This window comes from Bartonella sp. B30(2025), from assembly GCF_053793825.1.
In genome coordinates this window covers 1,013,349-1,036,523 of record NZ_CP200034.1, presented here as the reverse complement: position 1 = coordinate 1,036,523, position 23,175 = coordinate 1,013,349, and the positions used below count along the sequence as shown (strand labels likewise).

The 23,175-nt window shown below is 36.1% G+C and carries 15 protein-coding genes; 8 read left to right on the top strand and 7 right to left on the bottom strand.

The window, feature by feature from the left end; genetic code table 11:
- The first annotated feature begins 22 nt into the window (after positions 1–22).
- From V4P55_RS04400 to V4P55_RS04380, 5 genes are all read left to right on the top strand, one after another.
- On the top strand, positions 23–3,418 hold the full coding sequence (locus V4P55_RS04400; protein WP_455473902.1) for an autotransporter family protein: 3,396 nt from the start codon (positions 23–25) through the stop codon (positions 3,416–3,418).
- A 690-nt stretch (positions 3,419–4,108) separates the two neighbouring features.
- Entirely contained in the window at positions 4,109–7,486 is a 3,378-nt protein-coding gene (locus tag V4P55_RS04395) for an autotransporter outer membrane beta-barrel domain-containing protein (RefSeq protein ID WP_455473901.1), read from the top strand.
- 494 nt (positions 7,487–7,980) lie between these two features.
- The gene (locus V4P55_RS04390) at positions 7,981–10,974 is read left to right on the top strand and encodes an autotransporter outer membrane beta-barrel domain-containing protein (RefSeq protein ID WP_455473900.1); all 2,994 of its coding nucleotides are present in this window, start codon (positions 7,981–7,983) and stop codon (positions 10,972–10,974) included.
- 959 nt (positions 10,975–11,933) lie between these two features.
- A complete protein-coding gene (locus V4P55_RS04385; RefSeq protein ID WP_455473899.1) occupies positions 11,934–12,293 on the top strand; it encodes a hypothetical protein in 360 nt (119 codons plus the stop codon).
- 388 nt (positions 12,294–12,681) lie between these two features.
- The gene (locus V4P55_RS04380) at positions 12,682–13,053 is read left to right on the top strand and encodes a hypothetical protein (protein WP_455473898.1); all 372 of its coding nucleotides are present in this window, start codon (positions 12,682–12,684) and stop codon (positions 13,051–13,053) included.
- Positions 13,054–13,315: 262 nt separating this feature from the next.
- On the opposite strand, the gene V4P55_RS04375 is transcribed toward V4P55_RS04380, so the two are convergent.
- The 3 genes from V4P55_RS04375 to V4P55_RS04365 are packed head-to-tail and all read right to left on the bottom strand — an operon-like array spanning position 13,316 to position 16,081.
- Entirely contained in the window at positions 13,316–14,287 is a 972-nt protein-coding gene (locus V4P55_RS04375; RefSeq protein ID WP_455473897.1) for a WD40 repeat domain-containing protein, read from the bottom strand.
- Between the two features lie 10 nt (positions 14,288–14,297).
- Positions 14,298–15,326 carry a CobW family GTP-binding protein gene (locus V4P55_RS04370; RefSeq protein ID WP_455473896.1) on the bottom strand — a complete coding sequence of 343 codons (1,029 nt, stop codon included), beginning with the start codon at positions 15,324–15,326 and terminating at the stop codon, positions 14,298–14,300.
- A gap of 11 nt (positions 15,327–15,337) precedes the next feature.
- The gene (locus tag V4P55_RS04365; protein ID WP_455473895.1) at positions 15,338–16,081 is read right to left on the bottom strand and encodes a creatininase family protein; all 744 of its coding nucleotides are present in this window, start codon (positions 16,079–16,081) and stop codon (positions 15,338–15,340) included.
- A 755-nt stretch (positions 16,082–16,836) separates the two neighbouring features.
- Here V4P55_RS04365 and V4P55_RS04360 point away from each other — a divergent pair.
- Complete coding sequence (locus V4P55_RS04360) at positions 16,837–17,184, top strand: hypothetical protein (protein ID WP_455473894.1); 348 nt, start codon at positions 16,837–16,839, stop codon at positions 17,182–17,184.
- A gap of 283 nt (positions 17,185–17,467) precedes the next feature.
- Here V4P55_RS04360 and V4P55_RS04355 read toward each other — a convergent pair whose 3' ends face one another.
- Positions 17,468–18,802 carry an NAD(P)H-dependent oxidoreductase gene (locus V4P55_RS04355; RefSeq protein ID WP_455473893.1) on the bottom strand — a complete coding sequence of 445 codons (1,335 nt, stop codon included), beginning with the start codon at positions 18,800–18,802 and terminating at the stop codon, positions 17,468–17,470.
- Between the two features lie 165 nt (positions 18,803–18,967).
- Here V4P55_RS04355 and V4P55_RS04350 point away from each other — a divergent pair, with 165 nt between their 5' ends.
- Entirely contained in the window at positions 18,968–19,438 is a 471-nt protein-coding gene (locus tag V4P55_RS04350; RefSeq protein ID WP_455473892.1) for a MaoC family dehydratase, read from the top strand.
- Positions 19,439–19,451: 13 nt separating this feature from the next.
- On the opposite strand, the gene V4P55_RS04345 is transcribed toward V4P55_RS04350, so the two are convergent.
- The 3 genes from V4P55_RS04345 to V4P55_RS04335 are packed head-to-tail and all read right to left on the bottom strand — an operon-like array spanning position 19,452 to position 21,963.
- Complete coding sequence (locus V4P55_RS04345; RefSeq protein WP_455473891.1) at positions 19,452–20,111, bottom strand: methionine ABC transporter permease; 660 nt, start codon at positions 20,109–20,111, stop codon at positions 19,452–19,454.
- Positions 20,104–21,138, bottom strand: a complete 1,035-nt coding sequence (locus V4P55_RS04340) for a methionine ABC transporter ATP-binding protein (protein WP_455473890.1) — start codon at positions 21,136–21,138, stop codon at positions 20,104–20,106. The genes V4P55_RS04345 and V4P55_RS04340 overlap by 8 nt, the downstream gene beginning before the upstream one ends.
- Positions 21,139–21,144: 6 nt before the next feature.
- The gene (locus V4P55_RS04335) at positions 21,145–21,963 is read right to left on the bottom strand and encodes a MetQ/NlpA family ABC transporter substrate-binding protein (RefSeq protein WP_455475041.1); all 819 of its coding nucleotides are present in this window, start codon (positions 21,961–21,963) and stop codon (positions 21,145–21,147) included.
- A gap of 509 nt (positions 21,964–22,472) precedes the next feature.
- Here V4P55_RS04335 and V4P55_RS04330 point away from each other — a divergent pair.
- Complete coding sequence (locus V4P55_RS04330; RefSeq protein ID WP_455473889.1) at positions 22,473–23,114, top strand: SH3 domain-containing protein; 642 nt, start codon at positions 22,473–22,475, stop codon at positions 23,112–23,114.
- Positions 23,115–23,175: the final 61 nt, after the last annotated feature.

The following is a 23,175-nucleotide window of genomic DNA, read 5'->3' as shown; positions in this document are numbered from 1 at the left end:
GAAGGGAGTTTTTTATGGGGCTATGGTTAAATTTAAAAATTACATATACTTATGTGTTTTCACAACGACTGTTTTTTCTTTTATGCAGAGTGGAGTGATAGGTTCTGCAAATGCAGAAGATGATGCAGAAGACGATGCAGAAGACAGAGCTCCTCAGTTAGATAAAAGGAGGAATGTTTCTTATGTGAATAATTCTGTTCCTCCTCGGGGTATGGAGACGTTTTTTTCTGGGATTTGTAGCAGAGAGAGTTGTTATATTTCCAGTATTGACAATCTCAGGTCCGGTAATAACAACTTAATGCAAATTGAAAATAGTAACGGCAGTTATTACATTAGCTTCCCTCCTGAGCAACCTCATCAGCGTCAAAGTGATAATTCCGATTCCGAGGAGAACGCGCAAAATTCTCAGAGAGTTTCTTTCATGTATTTTATTCATGATGGGGAAAATAGGAAAATTCGTGTTGATAATTACTACGATCCTAATAACGGTATTTGTGCTGAATTCAAACATAATCCTGTTTCATCTAATAATCAGTATATAGATGAAGATCTTGCGAATGGCTTTGTCGCTAACTATTACTATTCTCATTCCAGTGGTAGAGAGAGTTCTAGTTATGCGGATAAAAACTTTAAACCGTATATGTATGTCTGCGATAAGTGTGGAACTAACAACACGATTGATAATTACTTTTTTAGCATTACTTCCCAAAACAGTGATACAATTCCTGCTGATTATATTGCTGTTAATGTTAAAGTAGATAAAAGGGGGGATAACAATCATGCTGGTAATGCAGACATAAAAAAAATAAGAGCAGATGTTAAAGGTATCAATGTAAAAATTATTAGTGAAGTGCCAGAGATATCGTCTGAAGCGTTGGGCGTATCTGTATCGCAGGGGGGAAGAATTTCTTTAACGCATTTTACTGCTAAGAATATAGGAATAACTCTTTTTGCTGATGAAGGAATTATTGATCTCAGTAATGGAGATATTGAGATTAAAAAAGAGGATTCTGAAAATGGTATTTTTGCTGTTAAAGCAAAAGGTGGGAAAGCGGTTGTTACTTTAACTGATGTAAAAATTAAGACAAGCAATGAGGAAGATAATATTTTTAAAGCAAGAGGTGGAGAAGAGAACATTTTAAATAGTAATAATGGTGCAGAAGAAGAATGTGATTGTAGCGAAAACGATTCAGAAGTTCAGAGGAATGATGAATCAATTGATTTAACGAATGTTGATGGGGTTTCTCAGACAATAAATAGCGATGAGGAAGAAGAAAATCAAAAAGATCGTGCGGCTATCTTTGTGCAGCAAAATGCTTTTGTCGATTTAAAGAATGGAAATATTAATGTCACAGATTTTCATGGCTTTATGTTAAGTAATTCAGTTAAGTCAGAAAATGATCTATCACTTGATGAGAGATCAGATCTAATTGAGGATGATTGGCTTAATACTGATGTTGGTGCTAAGATTTATGTTAAAAATTCTCGTATTAGTGTGCAAGGTAAAGGATCTCATGGCATACATTTTTTAGGAAGTGATCCGTTGGAAGAACAAGAGAATGAAGAAGATGTAGAGGGAGAGGGAAAGCCTTTACCTAAAGTAAGTCTTGTTAATATAAAGGATGACACGATACTTTTTGTTGAGGATGTGGCTATTTATGGAGATGCTCTCTCTCATGGTGTTGTTAGCTTAGTGTATAGTACAATTAGCTCAGAAAATTTATTGTTGAAAGCTCAGAATGGTGCTTTTATAAAAGTTTTAGCTGATGCTTCTAGTATTCAAGGTGGTACCAGTGTAGATAATAATTCTAATGCTGGAATTTATTTGCAAAATAGTTCAAGGTGGATTTTACCACAAAGGCAACGGAATAATTTGCATGAATCTGATGATAAAGATGTTTCCTCTATTTCATTCGTAAGCCTTAAAGATAGCGCTATTAGGTTTGCAAAATCAAAACATCATCCGTTTTACGACTACCAAAAACTGTATATTGGAAATGGAGAATGGGGCGGATCAGTTTATGAAGCAGAAGGTGGGGCGAAGATTTATTTTAATACACATCTGAGTGCTAAAGGCTTGCATGATAACAAACAAACCGACCGTGTTTTGATTAACGGAGATGTTTCTGGGAAAACTGTGGTTTATGTGAATCCTGTTTTAGAAAATTTTAAGAAAGATGCCAAAAGCAAGAAGGATAGTAAAGGGATTTCACTGATTCAGGTTGCTGGAAAAGCCCATCAAGATTCTTTTATGCTGCATGGCGACTATGTTGCGTTGGATGGATCTCCTTATCAGTATAGGCTTCATGCTTATCATGGTTTAGAATCTGGTTTAAAGGGAGAAGTTGGTAAAAGATTCGTAAAAGGTGAGGGAAAGTTTTGGAATTTTTATCTCAAAAGTGCGTATGTCGGGCGTCCTGGTTATCCTAGACCTGATGAACCAGGGATAAGAGTTGTTGTTCCGCAAGTTCCAACCTACCTCCTTTTGCCCAATGCGTTATTTCAGTCTGGTTTAGTAGATCTTAACAATCAAAATAAGCGTTTGGAAATTATGCGCTTTGCTGCTGCGAGAGGACCGCTGAAATGTAATGGGATTTCTACCATTTTTCTACGCGGTTATGGAAGTAATTATCAATATACTTCAAACCTGTCTGCTTTTGAATATGGTTATGGAGGTGAACTGGATTATAATGCTGTAGAAGCAGGTGTTTTATTGAAAACGATCGATGGAGCCTTTAGCGCGACATCTTTAGGTATTATAGGCACCTATGGCAAAGTTTCTTTACAGCCTCTTGATGTTGAGCAAAGCCAAAAAAGTGTCTTTGATAAGTGGACAGTGACAGCATATGGAAGCACGCGGTATGATAATGGTCTTTATGTAGATGGTCTTGTTTCCTATGGTTTATTTCAAGGTGATGTTTCGACCCTTGCACGTGGTAAGACAGCAACGTTGAAGGGTAATCCTCTCAATGTTTCCGTCACAGCAGGGAAAGCGTTGATGACAGGGTCGAGAGATTTTGTTTTTGATCCGCAAGTTCAGGTTGTTTATCAACATCTCCACTTTAAGGAGGAGCATGATATTGATGGTTTTGATATCAAGATGGATCATCTTGATCAGTGGGTTATGCGTGTTGGTGGTCGTTTAACGAAGACACTTCCTGTAATGAAAGATGCACGGGTTGTTTCGTTTTATGGTAAGCTGCACCTATCTCATAGTTTTAGAGAAAAACACTCTGTCCATTTTAAGGATGCTTTCCAGTTGGGTGCTTTTGGTTCTTCTCTAGATGCTGGAGTGGGTTTTAATGTTAAAGTACTTCCCAATTTAGCGCTTCATGGAGATCTTACATATCAGCATAAATTGACCAAGGCTGGTTTTTCTGGAGCAAGTTTCTCTGGTGGAGTGCGTTACCAGTTTTAAAATAAGATCAGTATTGTTTATACTTTGGTAAAAAGGCAGCACATTGTGCTGCCTTTTTTGTTTATTAACGATTTACAAGAATCTGTATTGTTGCATTAAAAGACGCGCGCCTTTTTGATATGACAAAAAGGATTGATCATATTGTTTCTCTCGTTTGCAAATGAAAGAATGGGATGATTATATCCTTTTTTTTATGGAAAGCGGCTTTTTTGAAATTTTTGATATAGTGTAATATTAATCGGTTTATTCTTAAGATTTTGAATAACAAAGAATTTCGTGCCAATGCACCATATTTTAAAGGCTTTTACTTTATGACTATTTGAGTAGTTCTCAAAATTTATTTTTTATAACCCGTTTTCTACTGATTTTGGTTATTTTCTTACTTTTACTTGAGTTGAATTTTTTGAATGTTGCAAAGGGAATTGCAATTATAATGATACATATCGTTTTATTTTCTCTTTACACGAGTAACATAACGTATTATACACGTATAAATTGTTTATAATGATTATTTATTTATCATAAGTTGTTATGTGCGCGGAGGTTTGTCGGAGAACAATTTTGTTTAGAGAGTTTTTTCGTGAGTCAAAGTGGGTATGAGACGCACCCTTTTTATTTTGTTTGGAGGGTGATGAGAGGGGTAGCTTTGTTTTTAGTGAGGGGGGATAGATTAATGGAGATATAATCAAAGTGTTTAAAAATCATGTACGTTTATGTGCTTATACAACGGCAGCTATTTTTTTTCTACAAAGTGGATTAGGGGTCAGTGCTGTTTCAGAGAGGGATAGCAATCACGTATCTCCCCAGGATGGTTTTAGTGTAGTTAGCTCTCCTCCTTATACAGATACTTATCATAATGCTTATCAATTTGGCTATAGTCCTGATGGCTATTCCGGACGTGAGTATAGTTATTCTCCTTATGAGTATTATTCCAGTTATCCTTATGATCATGGCAATGATTATAGTACTGGTCTTGGTGATTACGGAGAGAGTGATGCCAGAACTTACCCTGAAATTGGTTCCGGAAGAATTTACCACACTGCAACGGTTCTTCCTGAAGATACTCCCAGGACACCATCCAGTGAATCTTTATCCCGGCATACTCATAGTTTACCTAGCTATCAAGAACATTCTCCCGAAAGTGTTTCTAGCTATTTTGATCGTAATGGATATATGATTACAGTTACCCCTACAGATAATAATATTGTGATTATTCCTAAAAATAATCACAATAGCGTTGAATCTAGGGATAGAAATGCTTCCTCCCGTGCTAATATCCCTCCCGTTTCTCCCTCTCGTTCACGTATTCCTCTTGTCATGCCAAATGATAAGGAGTGGGTGTATTATACGTGCATTGTTTGTGGAAAAAATATAACACTTGATAACAATAAGATTTATAAGATTACTAATGATGACGTTAAAAATAAAGATAAAGCTCTTCAATTTATTGCTGTAAGTGTGAAGAACGCAAAAGATAGTAATCAAAAAATTCAAAACGCAAGAGTTACGGGAAATAATATAACTATTTATAGTGAAGTACCAGAGAGACTTTATACATACGGTGTTCGTGTGTTAGACCATGGGAAGGCTATTTTACCTGGTCTTTCTATCAAAAATGCAGAGGTAGCTCTTTATGCCCATGCCGGAAAGATTATAGTAAGCGACGGAAAAATTGATGAGAGCCATGTTGCTGTTAAAGCAGTCGGAAAACCGGCACAAAAAAATTCAGCTTCCATTATTTTAAAGAATACAACAGTTAAGACTACAGGTAGTAAAGAGGGTAAGGCGAGTCCTTACAGTTTTTATGTTTATGAAAACGCAAAAGTTGAGATGACTAAAGGATCAATTGATTTCACGGATAGTAATGGAATTTATTCAGCAATTGGTGGTGAAGCGGTTTTTGATGGTGTTACTATTACCGCAAAGGGACAAAAGAACAACCCCGATAATTTTGCAGTTTTTGTTTTGGATAAAGCTGGAAATATCTCTTTTAAGAAGGGGAATGTTAAGGCGACTGATCTTCATGGTATTTTATTGAAAAACACACACAATGATCCTAATGCAATTCCGTTAAGGGAGGATTTCTCAGGTCAGTTTTCTGTAACTAAGATGACAGTTAAAAACTCCACTATCAAAATAAACGGCGAGGGATCCCATGGGATATATTTTGGGGGAGAGAAGCAGTGGGAAGACGCTGAAGGTATAAGACACGGCCTAGTAGAATATAAAATTCCTCCTAGAAGGGAAATTGTTGATTTACAGAAAACAGTTTTAAATGTTACAGGTGGTGCGGCTGTTTATAGTATGAGTGCTGTTGAGGGTACTGTTAATTTATTGGAGAGTACTCTCAGTTCAGAGAATTTATTGCTAAAAGCCGAGAAGAATGCTCTTGTAGTCATTTCAGCGCATTCTTCTACTCTCCAAGGAGGGGCTTATACTGATGAGAGTTCTACTGCAGAGATCCTGTTAAAAAACAATTCGAGATGGGATATAAGACATCAGAGACAAGGTCATTCACGTGAAGCGCAGTTACAAAAAGATTCTTCTGTTTCCTATATAACGCTTAATAATAGTTCGATTGATTTTGGTGAACAAAAATCTGGTTCGACTTATGATTATCAAGTGCTCTCTGTTGGAAATAAAGGCAAGTTTGATGATGTTTATGATGATGTTTATCATGCGGAAGATGGAGCGAAGATTTATTTTAATACATATCTGAGCGCTAAAGGCTTGCATGATAACGCACAAACCGACCGTGTTTTGATTAACGGTGATGTTCAGGGACAAACGGAAATTTATGTGCGCCCTGTTTCAAAAACATCAACGAAACATGCTAAGAGCAAAAAGGATAGTGAAGGGATTTCACTGATTCAGGTTTCTGGAACAGCCCATCAAGATTCTTTTAAGCTGCATGGCGACTATGTTGCGTTGCGTGGTTCCCCTTATCAGTATAGGCTTCATGCTTATTATGGTGTAGCAGATGGTTTAAAGGGAGAAGTTGGTAAAAGATTTGTAAAAGGTGAGGGAAAGTTTTGGAATTTTTATCTCAAAAGTGCGTATGTCGGGCGCCCTGGTCATCCTAGACCTGATGAACCAGAGATAAGAGTTGTTGTTCCGCAAGTTCCAACCTACCTCCTTTTGCCCAATACGTTATTTCAGTCTGGTTTAGCCGATCTCAACAATCAAAATAAGCGTTTGGAAACTATGCGCTTTTCTGTTGGAGGACTGTTAAAAAGTGATCCCATATCTGCTATTTTTTTACGCGGTTATGGAAGTAATTATCAATATACTTCAAACCTGTCTGCTTTTGAATATGGTTACGGGGGAGAACTGGATTATAACTCTGTCGAGGCCGGTGTTTTATTGAAAACGATCGATGGGGCATATAGCACGACATCTTTAGGTATTATAGGCACCTATGGCAAAGTTTCTCTACAGCCTCTTGATGTTGATCAAAGCCAAAATAGTGCTCTTGATAAGTGGACAATGACAGCATATGGCAGCACGCGGTATGATAATGGTCTTTATGTAGATGGTCTTGTGTCCTATGGTTTATTTCAAGGTGATGTTTCGACCCTTGCACGTGGTAAGACAGCAACGTTGAAGGGTAATCCTCTCAATGTTTCCGTCACAGCAGGGAAAGCGTTGATGGCAGGGTCGAGAGATCTTGTTTTTGATCCGCAAGTTCAGGTTGTTTATCAACATCTCCACTTTAAGGAGGAGCATGATATTGATGGTTTTGACATCAAGATGGGTCATCTTGATCAGTGGGTTATGCGTGCTGGTGGTCGTTTAACGAAGACGCTTCCTGTCATGAAAGATGCACGGGTTGTTTCTTTTTATGGTAAGCTTCACCTATCTCATAGTTTTGGAGAAAAACACTCTGTCCATTTTAAGGATGCTTTTCAGTTGGGTGCTTTTGGTTCTTCTCTAGATGCTGGAGTAGGTTTTAATGCGCAATTATTCCCCAATTTAGCACTTCATGGAGATCTTACATATCAGCATAAATTGACCAAGGCTGGTTTTTCTGGAACAAGTTTCTCTGGTGGATTGCACTACCATTTTTAATTGAGTTATATTTTAGATCAAATTGTTTAAAAGCCATAAGCATAGCTTATGGCTTTTTTAGTAGGTTTATCTCGTTAGAAATTTTGAAAACAAGTAGTAAGTATTTTGCATATCTTTAAAGATTTTTTTCAGTATAATCTTTCTGATTTTTTCTTAAAAATTGATTAGGTGTTCATACTGAGAGTTTTTCTAACATCTCCATGTCATAATGATTTATAAATTTTTTAAAGCTGTTTTAGAATAATTGCTTTTTGAGTAAGTTATATTATTCTTTTTTAATCATATTTTCTTGTTTCTTTATAAAAATCCCAAATTTTAATTATGGTTTTTTTGTTATTTTTTTAATTCTTGCTTTACATAAAACACAAAATGGATTAATAAAATACAAAATGTATTATACATGTAGCGCACGCAGTTAAAGAAAATAAGCAAAATGCGTGTTTTTTGTTTTTAATGTGAAGGGGAAGAAAGTTTGTAGTAAAATAATGGTTAAAATGTCTAAAAATTATCTACCTTTATGTACTTTCACAACAGTTATTCTTTTTTTTATAACTGATGTTAATACGAATGCACAGCCTTCTAAAAAAACTGCATCTCAATGTAATAATAATAATGATTTACCTTATCGATGTAGTGATGGCCAAGAGCATACAATTTCTAGCAAAACTTATACGTTATTTGGATCTGGGCAAGGTTCTGAGGATGTTGCAGTTATAGAAGCATCTAAAAAAAACACGAAAATCGATGCAAATAATATAACCGTAACCGTTAATCCCGCTATGAGGAAAAATGGTGATTTAGAAAAAAATTCTTTAAATTATGGTGTAAAAGTATCAGAGGAAGCGACAGTTAATTTAAATTCTTCACTTTTGAAGAATGTGCCAGTCGGTGTGAATGCTGAGTATAGTACGGTTAAAATGGAAAAGGTATTGATTGATGCAACGCGTGTAGGTGTTAGTGCTACCGGAAAAGGATCGTCTACGACTTTAGAGGATATAACAATTAAGACGGATTCTAATGGAATAAGTCTTTTGAGTATGAGTGGTGCAAATATTATGATGAAAGGAGGAGAGATTGGTTTTAAGAATGGCATCGGAGTTCAAATAGGAGGGGATGATGGAAAAATTTCCTTATATAATATTTCCGTTACCGATAATGGCAGTTCGGGTGCAAATATAGAAAAGAGTCATAAAAATGCAGCTTTGCATATGCTTCAAGGTCAAGGTGTTATTGACTTTCAGAATGGTAAGATTGAAGTTAAAGATGCGCATGGACTTTTTTTGGAAGGAAATAATAATAATAGCGCAAATATAAAAAATTCTCACATTTTAGTAGAGGGTAATCAATCTTATGGCATGAATTTTCTTTGGCAGGCAATGTTGAATGGGCAACAAAAAATAATGCTTGGGAAAGGAGCTGTTAACCTAGAAGCTACGACTTTAGCCGTTCCAAATAGTACAGCCATTTATAGTAAACGATTTGATAATTCGATTACACTTTCGAAAAATTCGACAGTGTGGGGAAGTGTATTGCTTAATGCTACTGATAAATCTTCTGTAAATCTTGTAGTTAACTCCTCTATCATTCAAGGGAAGACTTATGTTGATGACAGTTCTACTGCTAAAATTAAGCTTGAAAATAAATCGAAATGGATTTTGTCGGAACCAGAACGTAAACAGTTTAAAAGTGCTGAAGTGAGTAAGCCGTTTTCTAGTATGCCATCGATTTCAGAATTACATCTTAAGGACAGTTCTCTTTTTTTTAAAGATCCAGAATCTAAAGCAGCTTATAATTACCAAGATCTTCGTATAGGAGAGGGACAAGGTGTTGTTTATCAAGCAGAAGGTGATACACATCTTTATCTCAATACATATTTGGGTAAAGAAAGTGATGCTAAAAGTATAAAAACCGATAGGCTTTTCATTGATGGTGATGTTTCTGGAAAAACAATAGTGCATGTGAAAATCACTTCAGAAGGTCGGGGAAGAGAGGTAGGAAAGGATAGAAGTGACCCAGGGATTTCACTTATTCAAGTTTCCGGAAATGCGAGTGAAGACTCCTTTAAGCTGCAGGATGGTTACGTTACGCTGGGTGGGACTCCTTACCAGTATGATCTTGTTGCTTATAATAAACGTTCTTATTGGGATTTTTGTCTCAAAAGTAAGTTAATGGCGCCTACATCTCGTGTTATTATTAATCCTGTGATCGAAAGCAATTCTAATGGGGTAGAGTCTGAAATTGTTTCTCCTGCTGTTGATGCTGGTTCTACTTTTGTAACACCTATTGCTCCAGTTATGCCGGAATCCGGTTCTACTTTTGTAACACCTTCTGTTCCGATTGCGCCTGAAGCTGATCCTTTTATTATTCCACCTGATTCTGCAGAGACATCTCATTATGCGCCCGATGTAATTTCTGCTATTTCTACCTCTGTTGTGCCTGAATCTCATTCTTCTGACACTTCATCTGTGAAACCTAATATTGAATCTATTTCAAAGCCTGTCTCGCATTCTCAGCAATATATAAGGGCTGTTGTTCCACAAGTGCCCGCTTATTTGCTTTTGCCAAATAGTCTGTTTCAAGCTGGTTTGCTAGATATCATCAACCAAAACAAGCAGTTAGAAGCTGTTCGCGCTGCTCCTAATCGATTATTGAAAACGGACGAGAATCCTGCTCTTTTTTTCCGTGGTTATGGTGGGATTTACCATTATGCTTCCAATTTGTCTGAGATTGAATATGGTTATGATGGTGATCTTGATTATAAAGCCTTTGAAGCTGGTATTTTGCTGCAAAAAATCGAAAATAAGTTCATTACTACCTCCTTTGGGGTTATGGGAACTTACGGAAAATTTTCTTTTGAGCCTCAAAATGTTGAGCAAAGTCAGCAAAGCACATTCGATAAATGGGCAATTGCAGTGTATGGTGGTGTAGAACATGATGTTGGTTTTTATATAGATGGATTTTTATCTTATGGTTTGTTTAATGGTGACGTTTTCACTTTTGCACGGGGCAAGACGGCAACATTAAATGGTAGACCTTTCAGTGGTTCATTAACTGCTGGAAAAGTGTTCACGACAAAATGTAAAAATCTTGTTTTTGATCCGCAGATTCAGGTTATTTATCAGCGTCTTCAATTTAATAAGGCACATGATATTGATGGATTCGATATAGATATGAAAAAGTCTGATCAATGGATGATGCGTTTTGGTGGGCGTTTAACTAAAACGATTTCTGTAATCGGAGATTCTCGCGTTATTTCTTTTTATGGTAAGGTTCATTTTGTTAACGATTTTAGTTACAAACAGTTTGTGTATTTCAAGGATTCTTTTGAATTAGGAGCATTTGGCTCTTCATTAGAAGCAGGGTTTGGTATTCATTCACAATTATCTCCCAATATGACATTTCATAGTGACGTAGTGTATCAGCGTAAACTTGCTAAAGCTGGTTTTTCTGGAACGCACTTCTCTGGTGGTTTAAGTTATCGTTTTTAAGCTGTATTTTGGACACATTGATAAAATAGAGAAGCATGTGTTTGTTTTTTTCCTTAAGCAAGTATTTTGGTTGTTAAAAAATGGAGAAGGGAAATTTGAGACAAGTCATGATGAAAAGTTTTAAAACAAGAGTTTCTTTTTTTCTTTGTGAATTTTTATCGTCATCATTTATCCCTTTTCATAAATTGTCGGTTATTGTGCAAATTTTAAAAATGGTAAATCTCGGCGTGTCATTTCTGCTGTGGTGTGCAAAGAGAGAAAAAGTATAGAAGATGAATGTGTGGTGGCCGTCGGTATTCCGAATGCACGTATTGAAAAAAATAACTAGCCAGAGAGCTGGAGAAGGTAAATGTTAGCATTATGGATACAATAATAGAGACATTAAAAGAGTGTGCCTTTTTATTAAAAGGAATGATCTTAAATGTTAAAATATACATCGCACATCTTATTGATGTGCATTTTTTTTAATGGATGTATATTTTGTAGAAGATAATTGATGAATTCTTCCTTTATTATGAGGAATAGTCAGCATGCTGCCCTTATTGATAGGGGCAGCAATGTTTTTAAAAAATCTTGAAAACAAATAGCTTATGTCTTGAAAGATATTTTAGTTGAATTTTGTTGTTTTCGTTCTGAAAAAGAAGTTTTCTATTTATTTGTTTTTTATCTCACTTGATATTTTCACAATCATTTTGTTTGCTTGCATAAGCTTACAGGTACTGTTTTTGTGAGTGCGCATGGTGAGTGTTAAATTACATTTTAATTCTATTCTTTAATAATTCTTTTGTTTGTAATTGCGGCTGTAATGTGCCTGACACATTTTAGCTTTATTTTTTATACGAAACGTGTTATATGTCCGTTTAGCACATAAGCATATTTTTATTTTCTGATGTTTTTTAAGCTTTTTTCATATTTTAATATAATAGAAGAGGAAAGTTTTAGGTGCAATCATGATTAGAATGTTAAAAAAGAATGTATTTTTATGTGTTTTTACAGTGGCTGTTTGTTTTTTTTCACAAATCATGAGTGCGAGTGCACGCTTTTATGGACATAAGTCTCATGAAGCTATTTCTATGTCTGAAATAGTACAAAAAAACAACAAACTAACGAATTTAGTCGTTATGGGCGCTCTCGATAGAAGTACCAGAAATGAAAAAGAAGATACAATTGGGAAATTGGGAAAGGTGAGCCCTGTTGCTTTAGCTACAGCAACCACCGGACTTTTCAGTGCTATCTCACAGGGAGTAATTGTAAGTCTTATTAGTACGTTTGTTTTACAAATTGTACAATATTTATCGAAGCTTTTTAAAATTGCTTAGAAAATAATTCTAAATTGACTTCTCTAATCTCAAATATGTTCGTGCTATTCATGATAATGGCAGGCGGCTTATACCAAAATTTATGGTAAGCAGCTTGTCATTTTTTAGTATGTTTTCCGCATTTGGTGTATTTCATTTTGATTAAAAGGCAGATCGCATTTTAATGCTAAGTGCCTTATAAAGATTATTTTTTAACATATAATATGTAACATATGGTTGTAATTTTTATGCTATTCAACCATTTCACTTTACGTAAAATACATAATGTGTTATTTATATTGAGCATCTAATAATAAGTGTGTTCTCACATTTTGAGATTTTTTATTGGGTGCTTTTTGAGCTTTGCTCGTATTTTTTAAGAGGGGAGAAAGAAGTTTGAGGTGATGTTATGAGTAAAATATTTAAAAAAAAGAAATCTCCATATACTTTGATAGTATTTCTTTATTCTTTTTTGCAAGCGACCGGTGTCAGTGCCAGTGCAAATTTTGAAATGATGCAGCCTCGATATGTTTTTTCCGCTGTTACATTAGCAGAAAAAAATATGCAGGAAGTCCGTAGAGCAGTTGTCAGTATTGTAGATGAAAGTGCTGAAAAAAATAAAGTATTGACCGACAAAAAATTTAAAAAGGTAGCTGTTATTCTCGTAGGGGGGGCCCAAAGAGTATGGGGTGATCTTGGATTATGGTTTCAGTTTCTCTTTAAAAGTTTTTTAAAATTAGGTGTTGGTAAATGGCTTACAAATTTTGCTAGGATGATGTAAAAAGTAGAATTGTGAACTTTATTTTTTATTATTTGTATTATTATGGAGGAGCATATTGATATTAATCATGTTGACAGTGAGCCGTTTTTTCTAGGAATTTTATAGATGAGCGGCTTACTGTTTTTTATTGAGCTTATTTCTCAAGTCTAGTCTGTTGGTTCTTCAAGAATAAAAGAAGTCAGGGATTTAATTACTCAGTCATGGTGGGGAGGTTTTGTATGACCTTTTTTAGCCTGCGAAGACTGTTGTTTTGAATATTTTCTCAAGTGGTGATGTTTATAACGCCGCATGCACCATCTTCGCTCCCGAATGCGAGATTGTGTCCTGTCTTGTCCCAGTTTAGTGCGGAAATAGCGCTTTTTCCACAATTTTTGAGTTTGGCTTCTTTTCCATCAGGGAAATGTACACATGAAATCATGCCGTCATTAAAGCCTATCGCAACAACTTCTTCTTTTGGATGGCATGAAACTATGCTGACAAATGCGTCTGCTCGTGTACCAAGTTCTAACGGTGTTTTACCCATGGGCCCATCTTTTGTATGAAAAGGCCAAACAATAGCGGCTGATGCACCTGATGTGGCTAGCCATTTTCCTTTTTGGCTCCAAGACCAGCTTTTAACTTTGTTTGGATAGCCGCTCATGCGTAAATGTTGATTATCTGCGAGACGCCAGCCATGTAGAGCATTTTCTTGCATAGTAGAAATAACATAACGATTATCGGGTGAGAAAGTAACACCAAAATGTGCGCCTTTCCATATTAATGTTGTTGGGGCTGCTTGTGTTGACAACCAATGAAGGGTAACACCATTGTAATGGGCAACAGCAAGTCGCAAACCTTTTGGCGCAAAAGCAAGACCTTCTACACTATGTTCATGAATAAGTTCTTGTAACCCTTTACCGATATTCGCCATTGCTAGACGTGAAGAAGAAAAGGCAAACACTTTCTGTGGTCCAAAAGCGACATTATTGATCCATTTTCGTTCTTTGTTCCCTAGCATTTTTATGCAACCATCGGCTGTTGTTTGACAAACATTTCCATCTTCACCACCTGTGATGATTGCCATGTTATCATGAGAAAAACCGCTTGAAATGATGCCCTGATGAACTTCAATGGTTTGCGGGGTTGAGTCTAAAAAAACAATAAAACCTTCTGCTGAAACAAAAACTGGTTTACCATCTATAAAACCGCAGGAAAGGCAATAACTCTGAAGATCGTAATGAATAATGCTCGGCATTGTCACTCGCTTATGCGCAATTTTCAAAACCAGTTTTCAGTTTTTCGGCATCGAGGGTGCGACCGATAAAAACAAGCCGGCTTTCACGTTTTTCATTTTCGCGCCATGGTCGTTGATGTTGTCCTTCAAGGATCATGTGTATGCCTTGAAGGACATAACGATCATGATCCCCTTGAAATGCGATAATGCCTTTTAAACGCAAAATATCAGGACCTTGCTGTTGGGTAATTTGTTGAATCCATGGGAAAAATTTTTCTGGTTTTAGAGCTCCTGTTTTTAAACTTAAAGAAGTTATTGTAACATCATGAATGGTAGATACGTGATGATGTTCATGATCATGATGGCAATTGGAATCACATACATGGCTTGAGTGTTGGTGGTTTAGAAAATGAGGATCATTATCTAAAATGCGTTGTAAATCAAAAGAGCCGCGATTAAGAAGTTTATCAAGAGGGAGATTGGCGTGTTCTGTTGCGTAAAGGATAGCCCAAGGATTTATTGCAAGAATGAGTGATTCAACGTGTGCACGTTCTTCTGTACTAACAAGATCGGTTTTATTGAGAAGAATAATATCAGAGAAAGCAATTTGTTCTTCGGCTTCACGGCTTTTTTTTAGCTGGAGTGGAAAATGCTTTGCATCCACAACTGCTATGATACTGTCAAGAGCAGTTTTTCTATGTAGAGTATCATCCATAAAAAAAGTTTGTGCAACAGGAGCTGGGTCAGCCAGTCCTGTTGTTTCTATGATGATGGCATCAAATCGGTGTGCACGTTGCATCAAGCTTTCTAAAACGCGGATAAGATCTCCACGTATGGTGCAGCAAACACAACCATTATTCATTTGATAAATTTCTTCATCGGATTCAACGATAAGATCATTATCGATGCCAATTTCACCAAATTCATTGACAATGACTGCATAACGTTTTCCATGGTTTTCACTAAGAATGCGGTTCAGAAGAGTCGTTTTTCCTGATCCAAGGTAACCTGTAAGAACTGTAACAGGAAGTTTATCGGATATATTTTGTGTTTTTTCCATGGCTATTTCTTTTATTGTAAGGTGTCTATTTTAAATCGACTGATATCATCAAGTAAACCATGCAGCCCATCAAGAACATGAGAAAAGATTGCTTCACCTGCTTGGGATGTTGCTTCTTTTGCATTGCCTGCTGCTCCTTGTGGGTTAAGATCACGCATTTTCCACCCAAAGGCATGAGGTCCATAGGCGCGCAAATACTGATAATTTGCAATCATATCAGCTTGCCTATTATGAAAATTTTTAGCTTTTTCGATATGCACCTTTTCTGGTGCTAAATAAAGCATTAAGGAGGTTTCGATAAATCCTCCGTGGATATCAAGATGTTGTTGAGGTGGTTGCATTAAACCTGGTGGCAAGCCAAAACGATTCCAGCTTGTTGCTACAGCAAGCATCGAAAAACGTCTCCGTAATTCGGTAATGACAATACTCATTAAGGGGGAATTGCCTCCGTGGGCATTGAGAATAAAAAAACGCTTGATACCTTTGCGATAGCAGTTTTCACCAATGCTTATCCACCGTTCTATAGCCTCAGAAAAGGTAAGTGTTTTTGTTCCAGCAACATCCATATGTTCTACCGAATAACCGATCTTTTCAACAGGCAAGAGTGTGATATCAAATTGTTCTTTTGTTTGTAAAGTAAGTGTTTTTGCAAAAGCTTCAGCGATAATCCAGTCAGTTTCAAATGGGAGATGGTTTCCGTGGTATTCGTGTGCACCTAAAGGCAAAAGAGCGAGGAAAGGTGTGTCGGGTGTCATAATTTATTGCCAGAAAGAAAAATTAATAAACAGAGGATCCTAAAATGAAGTGAAATTACTCTTCTTGATCTTACTCTATATGTAAAAAAAAATACAAACAAGAATGTTTTGATATCAAATATAAATATGATGCAGTGAAAATGAGAGTTTTTTAGTTAAACATGATGAGAAAGTTTATCGAATGTTTTGTTTAAAGATCAATATTTTGATATTTAAAGATTGAATATATTTTGTAAAACTTGTTGATTAATGCTGTTTTTTTACGATTATTATAATGAAAAAAAACAAAATTATTGTTCTTTGTCATTTATATTTAACAGCCATTGAATGAACATACTTCTTTTTTTAATATAAAAACAAATTTTTTCATAATTTTAGCGATAATGAATAGTGATTGAGATCAGCGATGGAGTTTATTTTACTCCTATAGAGTTTTCATCATTTTGTCTCAGCGCTTATACAAATGATTTTCCAATATAGATGTTTAGAAAAAATTTTTCTTTAGACAAATCAAGTTAAGCTGGCATTTCAGAAAAGCATTTTTAGTCAATAATTTAAAAAAAATAAATTGTGGCTTTTTTGTGTCTTTACATGTAATACATAATGTGTTATATGTATAAATATAACTTATATAACATATCCTATAATATTTTTTGAATAAGATAACTAATTCAATGTGAGCCTTGATATTTATATTTATAAATAATGAACATTATTTAGCTACTTCAATGAATAAAAAAGGAGTGAAGTAAGTTATGCTTAAATTATTTAAAAATAGCATCTATTCATGTATTTTTGCATCATGTATTCTTTTTTTTGCGCATACTATAAATAGCAATGCAAATGTTATAAAAGCTCAATTGCAAGAAGAAATAGCTAAAACTGTATCAGGAAAAAATGCGGTTATGAGGGCAGAGGATATCGCTGTTATATTTGATACTGAGAAACAGGAAAAATTGGCTTTGGGTCAAGTTGAGAAAGTCGCTTTCTTTAATGAATATGCGGGAGTTTGGGGAGGTGTAGGGATTATCTCATTGCTAACCACTTTACTGACAGGAGATTTTCCTAACATTTTGTTGTCTCTTATAGCGCTATTGCTTTAATGACTCAATGACACCTATCTCATTGGTAAGTTTTGTTAATCATTTTATTACTTTTGAAAAATCAATATCCGAGAATGGTCTTTTCCGCATCGGATAGAGGGGGAGGGGAGGATTGATTGGTTAGATTACATAATGATTTTATAAATTGAAGACAATACCAAATATTCTTTCCTCTATGCACCAGAGAAATACTCAACTTTCTAATTTATACTTTTCCTCTTCAAAAGGGTAGTGTCTTCTTTTACAGGCTTATGAACTTTTTGCAATAAAGAGAATAAAGTTCTTAAGCATGAGCGGGGGGAAGGGAGCTTAACAAAACATCTTGCTTCGCTCTAAGTCGTGCAATCCATTGGTTTTCCCTAATAGTTGTATTATACACTGTGATAAGCTCATTCTTTTTAATTTCAGCTGTAACTGTTGCTTTTTCTAGAAGACCACATGGAATAGCTTTGTGAGCGCGCGCCTCTTTAATATTCATTATCCAAGCACGATAACTGTAAAGACCGATAAAATCTAATTTATCACCAGGATGTAAATCTTTTTTAGCAACAGCACAGACTTCTACTACCGGATGGTTAAGTGGTACCATATCTTTTTTACCATAAAGCATAACGCGTGCACAGGTTAAAGGCACTTCCATTGATGTTAAATGGTAGGGACGATGAAAGGTAAAGTAGGGACCTTGACCAATTTTTAAGTCTTCCATACGTTCTCGTAGACGTGGATGTGCTATTTCTGCAATGACAAAAACACCAGGAGAAACTCCTGGACCTATTGAGTATTCTACAACACCATACTGATCTAAAATACCACCATCTTTTTTGGGAATAAGCACTTTGCTTAAATCTTGGAGTTCTGCTTGTGGTCCATGCATGCCGGGGCGATCGGGAAGAAGTCCTGTTGCATTGGCAATAGCTGCCATTTCAACCATTGTTTTAGAGCCATCAATAAATTCAACAAGCATTCGGACATTCATATTACGTTTTAATGCTTCCTCTTCGTAAAGATCAGGTGTGGCATCAAAGTTAAGAGGATTGTTTTTGCCTTTTCCGGCTGCAACAATCTTGTGTCCAAGGGCTGAAACAAATTCAATGAGTTCCATGCAAGCAGAGGGTTCATCACCGGCGCCAAGTGTATAAATAAGTCCCCGTTTTTCTGCTTCATATTTTAAATAAGCGCCAATCGTCACATCTGCTTCAACATTCATCATGACAAGATGTTTATTGTTTTCAATTGCTTTTATACCGATTTCTGCACCAGCTTCTGGATATCCTGTTGCATCAACAATAACATCAATTTGTTCGTTGTATAAAACAAGATCAATATCGTCTGTTGCTGCAATCAAGTTTTCTTCAATAGTTTTTGTTAAGGCGCTAGCATTTTCAACTTCACGCGCATGACCAGTTTCGCCATAAGCGAGTGTTGCTGCATCAAAGATCCGTGATGGTGTTCGGCTAGCAACGGCTGCAATAGTTATGCCATCCATATGTGCAACGCTTGACAGCAAATCTGTTCCCATTTCACCGCAACCAATCAGCCCAATCCGGATAGGCTGATGATGTTCTGCACGTTGCTTTAAATCATGTGCTAAACCCGTCAGCTTTACATTGCTTGCCATTATTGTTTTCCTATTTTACCATCCTTTTTTCTCATTCAGAAGTTATTCTACCAAAAGAGATTTGTCTATTATGGAAGATGTGTTTACTCTTGATGCTCTAATCAATGGGCTTTATAAAAGCAAGAGGGCGTGTGGTCTTTTACTCAATAAAACAGGAATAGCGTTATGCAACGAAAAATAGCAGTGCACGATATAGCAAACTTCATAGGGAAAGAAGTGGGCTTATCGCAGTGGCGTCTTGTTACACAAGATATGATTAATCAATTTGCGTGCGCAACAGATGACCACCAGTGGATTCATGTAGATGAAGAAAGAGCAAAAGATACACCTTTTGGTGGCACTATTGCTCATGGTTTTTTGACATTATCTCTTTTGTCAACTTTGGCTTATGAAGCACTTCCAAAGTTAGAAGAGGCAACAATGGGGATAAATTATGGCTTTGATAAAGTACGATTTATGAGTCCTGTAAAAGCGGGAGCAAGGGTGCGTGCTCGTTTTGTTTTAAGTGATGCTGAGATTCGCCCTTCAGGTCGGGTTGTTTTTCATTATGAAGCTACCGTAGAAGTTGAACAATTAAAAAAACCAGCTTTAACTGCTCAATGGCTTATTATTGCTATGGTTGAGAAAAAAAATTAAATTTCAAATGATTTTAATGTTTTGTTTTATCAATCTTTTGTACAATTTTATCAGAGGACCACTGAATAATAACATTTAAAATGATTAAAAGAATGATAACTATTGTCATGATAGAGGTATTATAGCGTTGGTAACCATAGCGGATTGCCATGTCTCCCAAGCCGCCTCCGCCCAAATATCCAGCAAGTGAAGTGGCTCCGATAAGAGAGATGACCATGACTGTAAATCCCGTAACTAAGTGCGGGAGCGCTTCCGGGATAAGAACGTATCTGACAATTTGAAGACGACTACCACCCATGGAACGGACGGCTTCAATTAAGCCATTGTCGACTGTTCTAAAGGAAAGCTCTGCCATTCGTGCATAAAAAGGAATGGCTGAGATGGTGAGAACGAAAATGACAGAAGATATTCCTATACCGCTTCCCACAACCATACGGGTGATAGGGAGAAGGTAAAATGCAAGAATAATAAAAGGAATGGCACGAATACTATCAACAATAATGCTTAAAGGACGGTTTATAAGGCGTGATGCAAAAAGCCCTCCGCGTGCGGTTGTATAGAGTAGAAGTCCAAGCGGAAGTCCCATAAGAAGTGCCATCAAAGAAGCGCTTATTGTCATAAATAATGTATCAAAAATAGCACGGGCCAGTTCATGAGAGAGGACATTAAACATAGCCCAAAACCTCGCAATATCGACTTTTTTCTGTCAACCAGTCGACAGCTTTTTTCAAAACTTCTTTATCTTTCCCAGGAAGACTAAGGAATAGCCGTCCAATACTTTCTCCTTGGATTGTATCAATACCGCCATGCAAAATACGTGCCCTTAAACCAGTTGCATCTTCAAGTAGGCAGAGAAAAGGTTGCTGAGCAATTTCGCCTGCGATATTAATTTCAATAACGGCTTCTTGTCCTGTTGGTTTAAGCTGTTTTGCAAATTTTTCAGGAAGCTGTGGTGTAACAAGCTTGAGCATGGCAATGGTTGTTTCGTCTTGTGGTGATGCAAAAATATCTTTTACACTTCCTTCTTCTACAATACATCCTTGATTGAGAACAACAACACGATGTGCAATGCTGCGCACAACTTCCATCTCATGGGTAATGAGCACAATAGTAAGATGGAGACGTTTATTAATATCGGAAAGAAGTTCTAAGATAGATTGAGTTGATTCAGGGTCAAGAGCAGATGTTGCTTCATCTGATAACAATATTTTGGGATTAACTGCCAGAGAGCGTGCAATTCCCACGCGTTGTTTTTGTCCTCCTGAAAGTTCTGCGGGATAAGAATATTCTTTGCCACGTAACCCTACCAATTCAATCAGTTCAAAGACACGTTCACGACGTTGCTTTTTGTTTATGCCGGCTAGTTTTAAGGGTAATTCAATATTATGAATAACCTTTTGTGATGATAAAAGATTAAAATGTTGAAAGATCATACTAATGCATTGACGATAAGGTGCCCATTCTACTTCTGAGAAATTTGAAATATTGACTCCTTCGAAAAAAAGAGATCCTTTATCAATCCGTTTTAATCCATTTAAGCAGCGCATAAGCGTGGATTTTCCTGCACCACTGCGTCCGATAATACCAAGAATTTCGCCTGCATAGATGTCAAGAGATAGATTATTAATTGCTAAATTATCTTCTATCTTGTTAAAATAGCAGCTGACATTTTTTAAAGAAATAAGTGCAGGATTTTTCATTTACACTTACCAAGATGTTTGGGCAGCTGTACCAAAGATTTCTTTAATTTTTGCGCGGACAGGTTCACTATTGTAGGCTGCAACCAATTTTTGAACCCATGGTTCATCTTTATCAGCGCTACGCACAACGATAACATTATTATAAGGATTATTTTCTGTTTTTTCCCATGCAATGGCATCTTTTTGTAAGTTTAATCCGGTTGTTAAAGCCCAGTTCGTACTTACAATCACGATATCAAAATCATTAATTGCACGTCCTAAAATACCAGAATCTAATTCACGGATTTTCAAATTTTTGGGATTTTCAATAATGTCTAGTGGAGAGGCAAGAATATTTTGTGGATCTTTTAAGGTAATCAGATCTAAAGAATGGAGAATGAATAAGGCTCTTGCACCATTTGATGGATCATTAGGGATGCCAATATTTGCTCTATTTCGCAGTTCTTTGATATTTTTAATTTTGTGCGAATAGACCCCCATGGGAGTTATAAACGTATACCCTGCAATTGAAAGTTGATAGCCATGATTTTCAATTTGATTATTAAAATAGGGGGCGTGCTGAAAAGCATTTGCATCGATTTCTCCTGCATTTACAGCATCGTTAGGTAGAGCGTAATCAGAAAAATAGACCAGTTCAATATTTAAACCTTCTTTTTTGGCTTGTTCAACAGCAACTTTCCAAATGTCAGCCTCTTCTCCTTCCATAACACCAAGTTTGATATTGAATTTATCTGCTGCCATCAAAAAGGTTGTAAACGAAAAAAATGAAAAGAAAAAAAGAAGGAATCCTATGGTGGCACTTTGAGCCAGTTTTTTTGATATTATGTGCATTTAGCTTTTTTCCAACATATTTTTAAGGAAAGGCTGTGCTATACTTTGTATTACTGTAGAGAGGTCAAAAAATACAATAGTTTCTTATAATATTCAATTATTTTTATTCAAAACATGATTACTTTTTTGCAATTGTCGCATGTTATAATGAATAACTTTTAAGCAAGTAGCATGTATTCGCTGAAAAATATTTTTGTATTTTAGCCGTTTCCGATGGGAACCAATAGCTATTTTAAAACTTCTTTAAATGATGGTTGTCTGAGTAGAAAACAATCAGATTGTGTTATTGCAAGTAGTGAATCCATAAGAGACACACTGCTGTTTAGGCAACAAAACATATGCATAAAGTATAAAGCGTACAGGACAAAATAAGAGAATTATTCTCAAAATGTGTGGTGGACCTCTTAAAGAACAGATTATCACCACTTTGTATTGAGATCAGCAAATTTTTGTAAAAAGAGAGAAATGTTTTGTCCTCACATTATGGAGAGGAATAAGAGATAATGTTAAGTAGAAGTAAAAATTTGTTATCAACCGCAACGGTTTTATTGTCTGTAATAGGATCAGGATTTGGAGTTTCAGTATCGTATGCGAATGCTGGAATGGTTGCTCGTATAGCAACAGGACATGTCGTTTTACGTACAGGTCCATCTACAACTAACAAAATTATAGCAGTCATTCCAACTGGAGCAAAAGTACAAATTAACGGCTGCTTATCTAATAGAATTTGGTGCTCATTTAAATATAACGGAATGATTGGTTGGGCATCTGCACGTTATTTGAACACTAAAAATGTTCCGACAATTTCTTTTACCCCTATATATGTAAAACCAAATCCTATGATGAAAGAAAAAAAGAGCAAGACTGCAAAACAGGTTGTTCCACATGCAAAAGTGATTACAGTTCCCCAAAAAGTAGAAAAACGTATACAAAAGCACCATCAAAAACATGCCCCAATTCGGCATACAGGTGTAAAAAGAGATGAACGAATAATTTTGAATCCTTCAATGGAGGCACAGGCTATATCTGTCGAAAATGTAACTGCTTATAATCCTTTTTTTCCAGAAAACGTTAATTATAGAAATTTTGAACGTAATGAAACGCGTTATCGCATTGTGACATACCCTGCTTCTGTTGCCAGATAATGTTAATTATAGCAATTTTGAACGTAACCCATAATCGTATTATAACATATCCTGTGTTTCA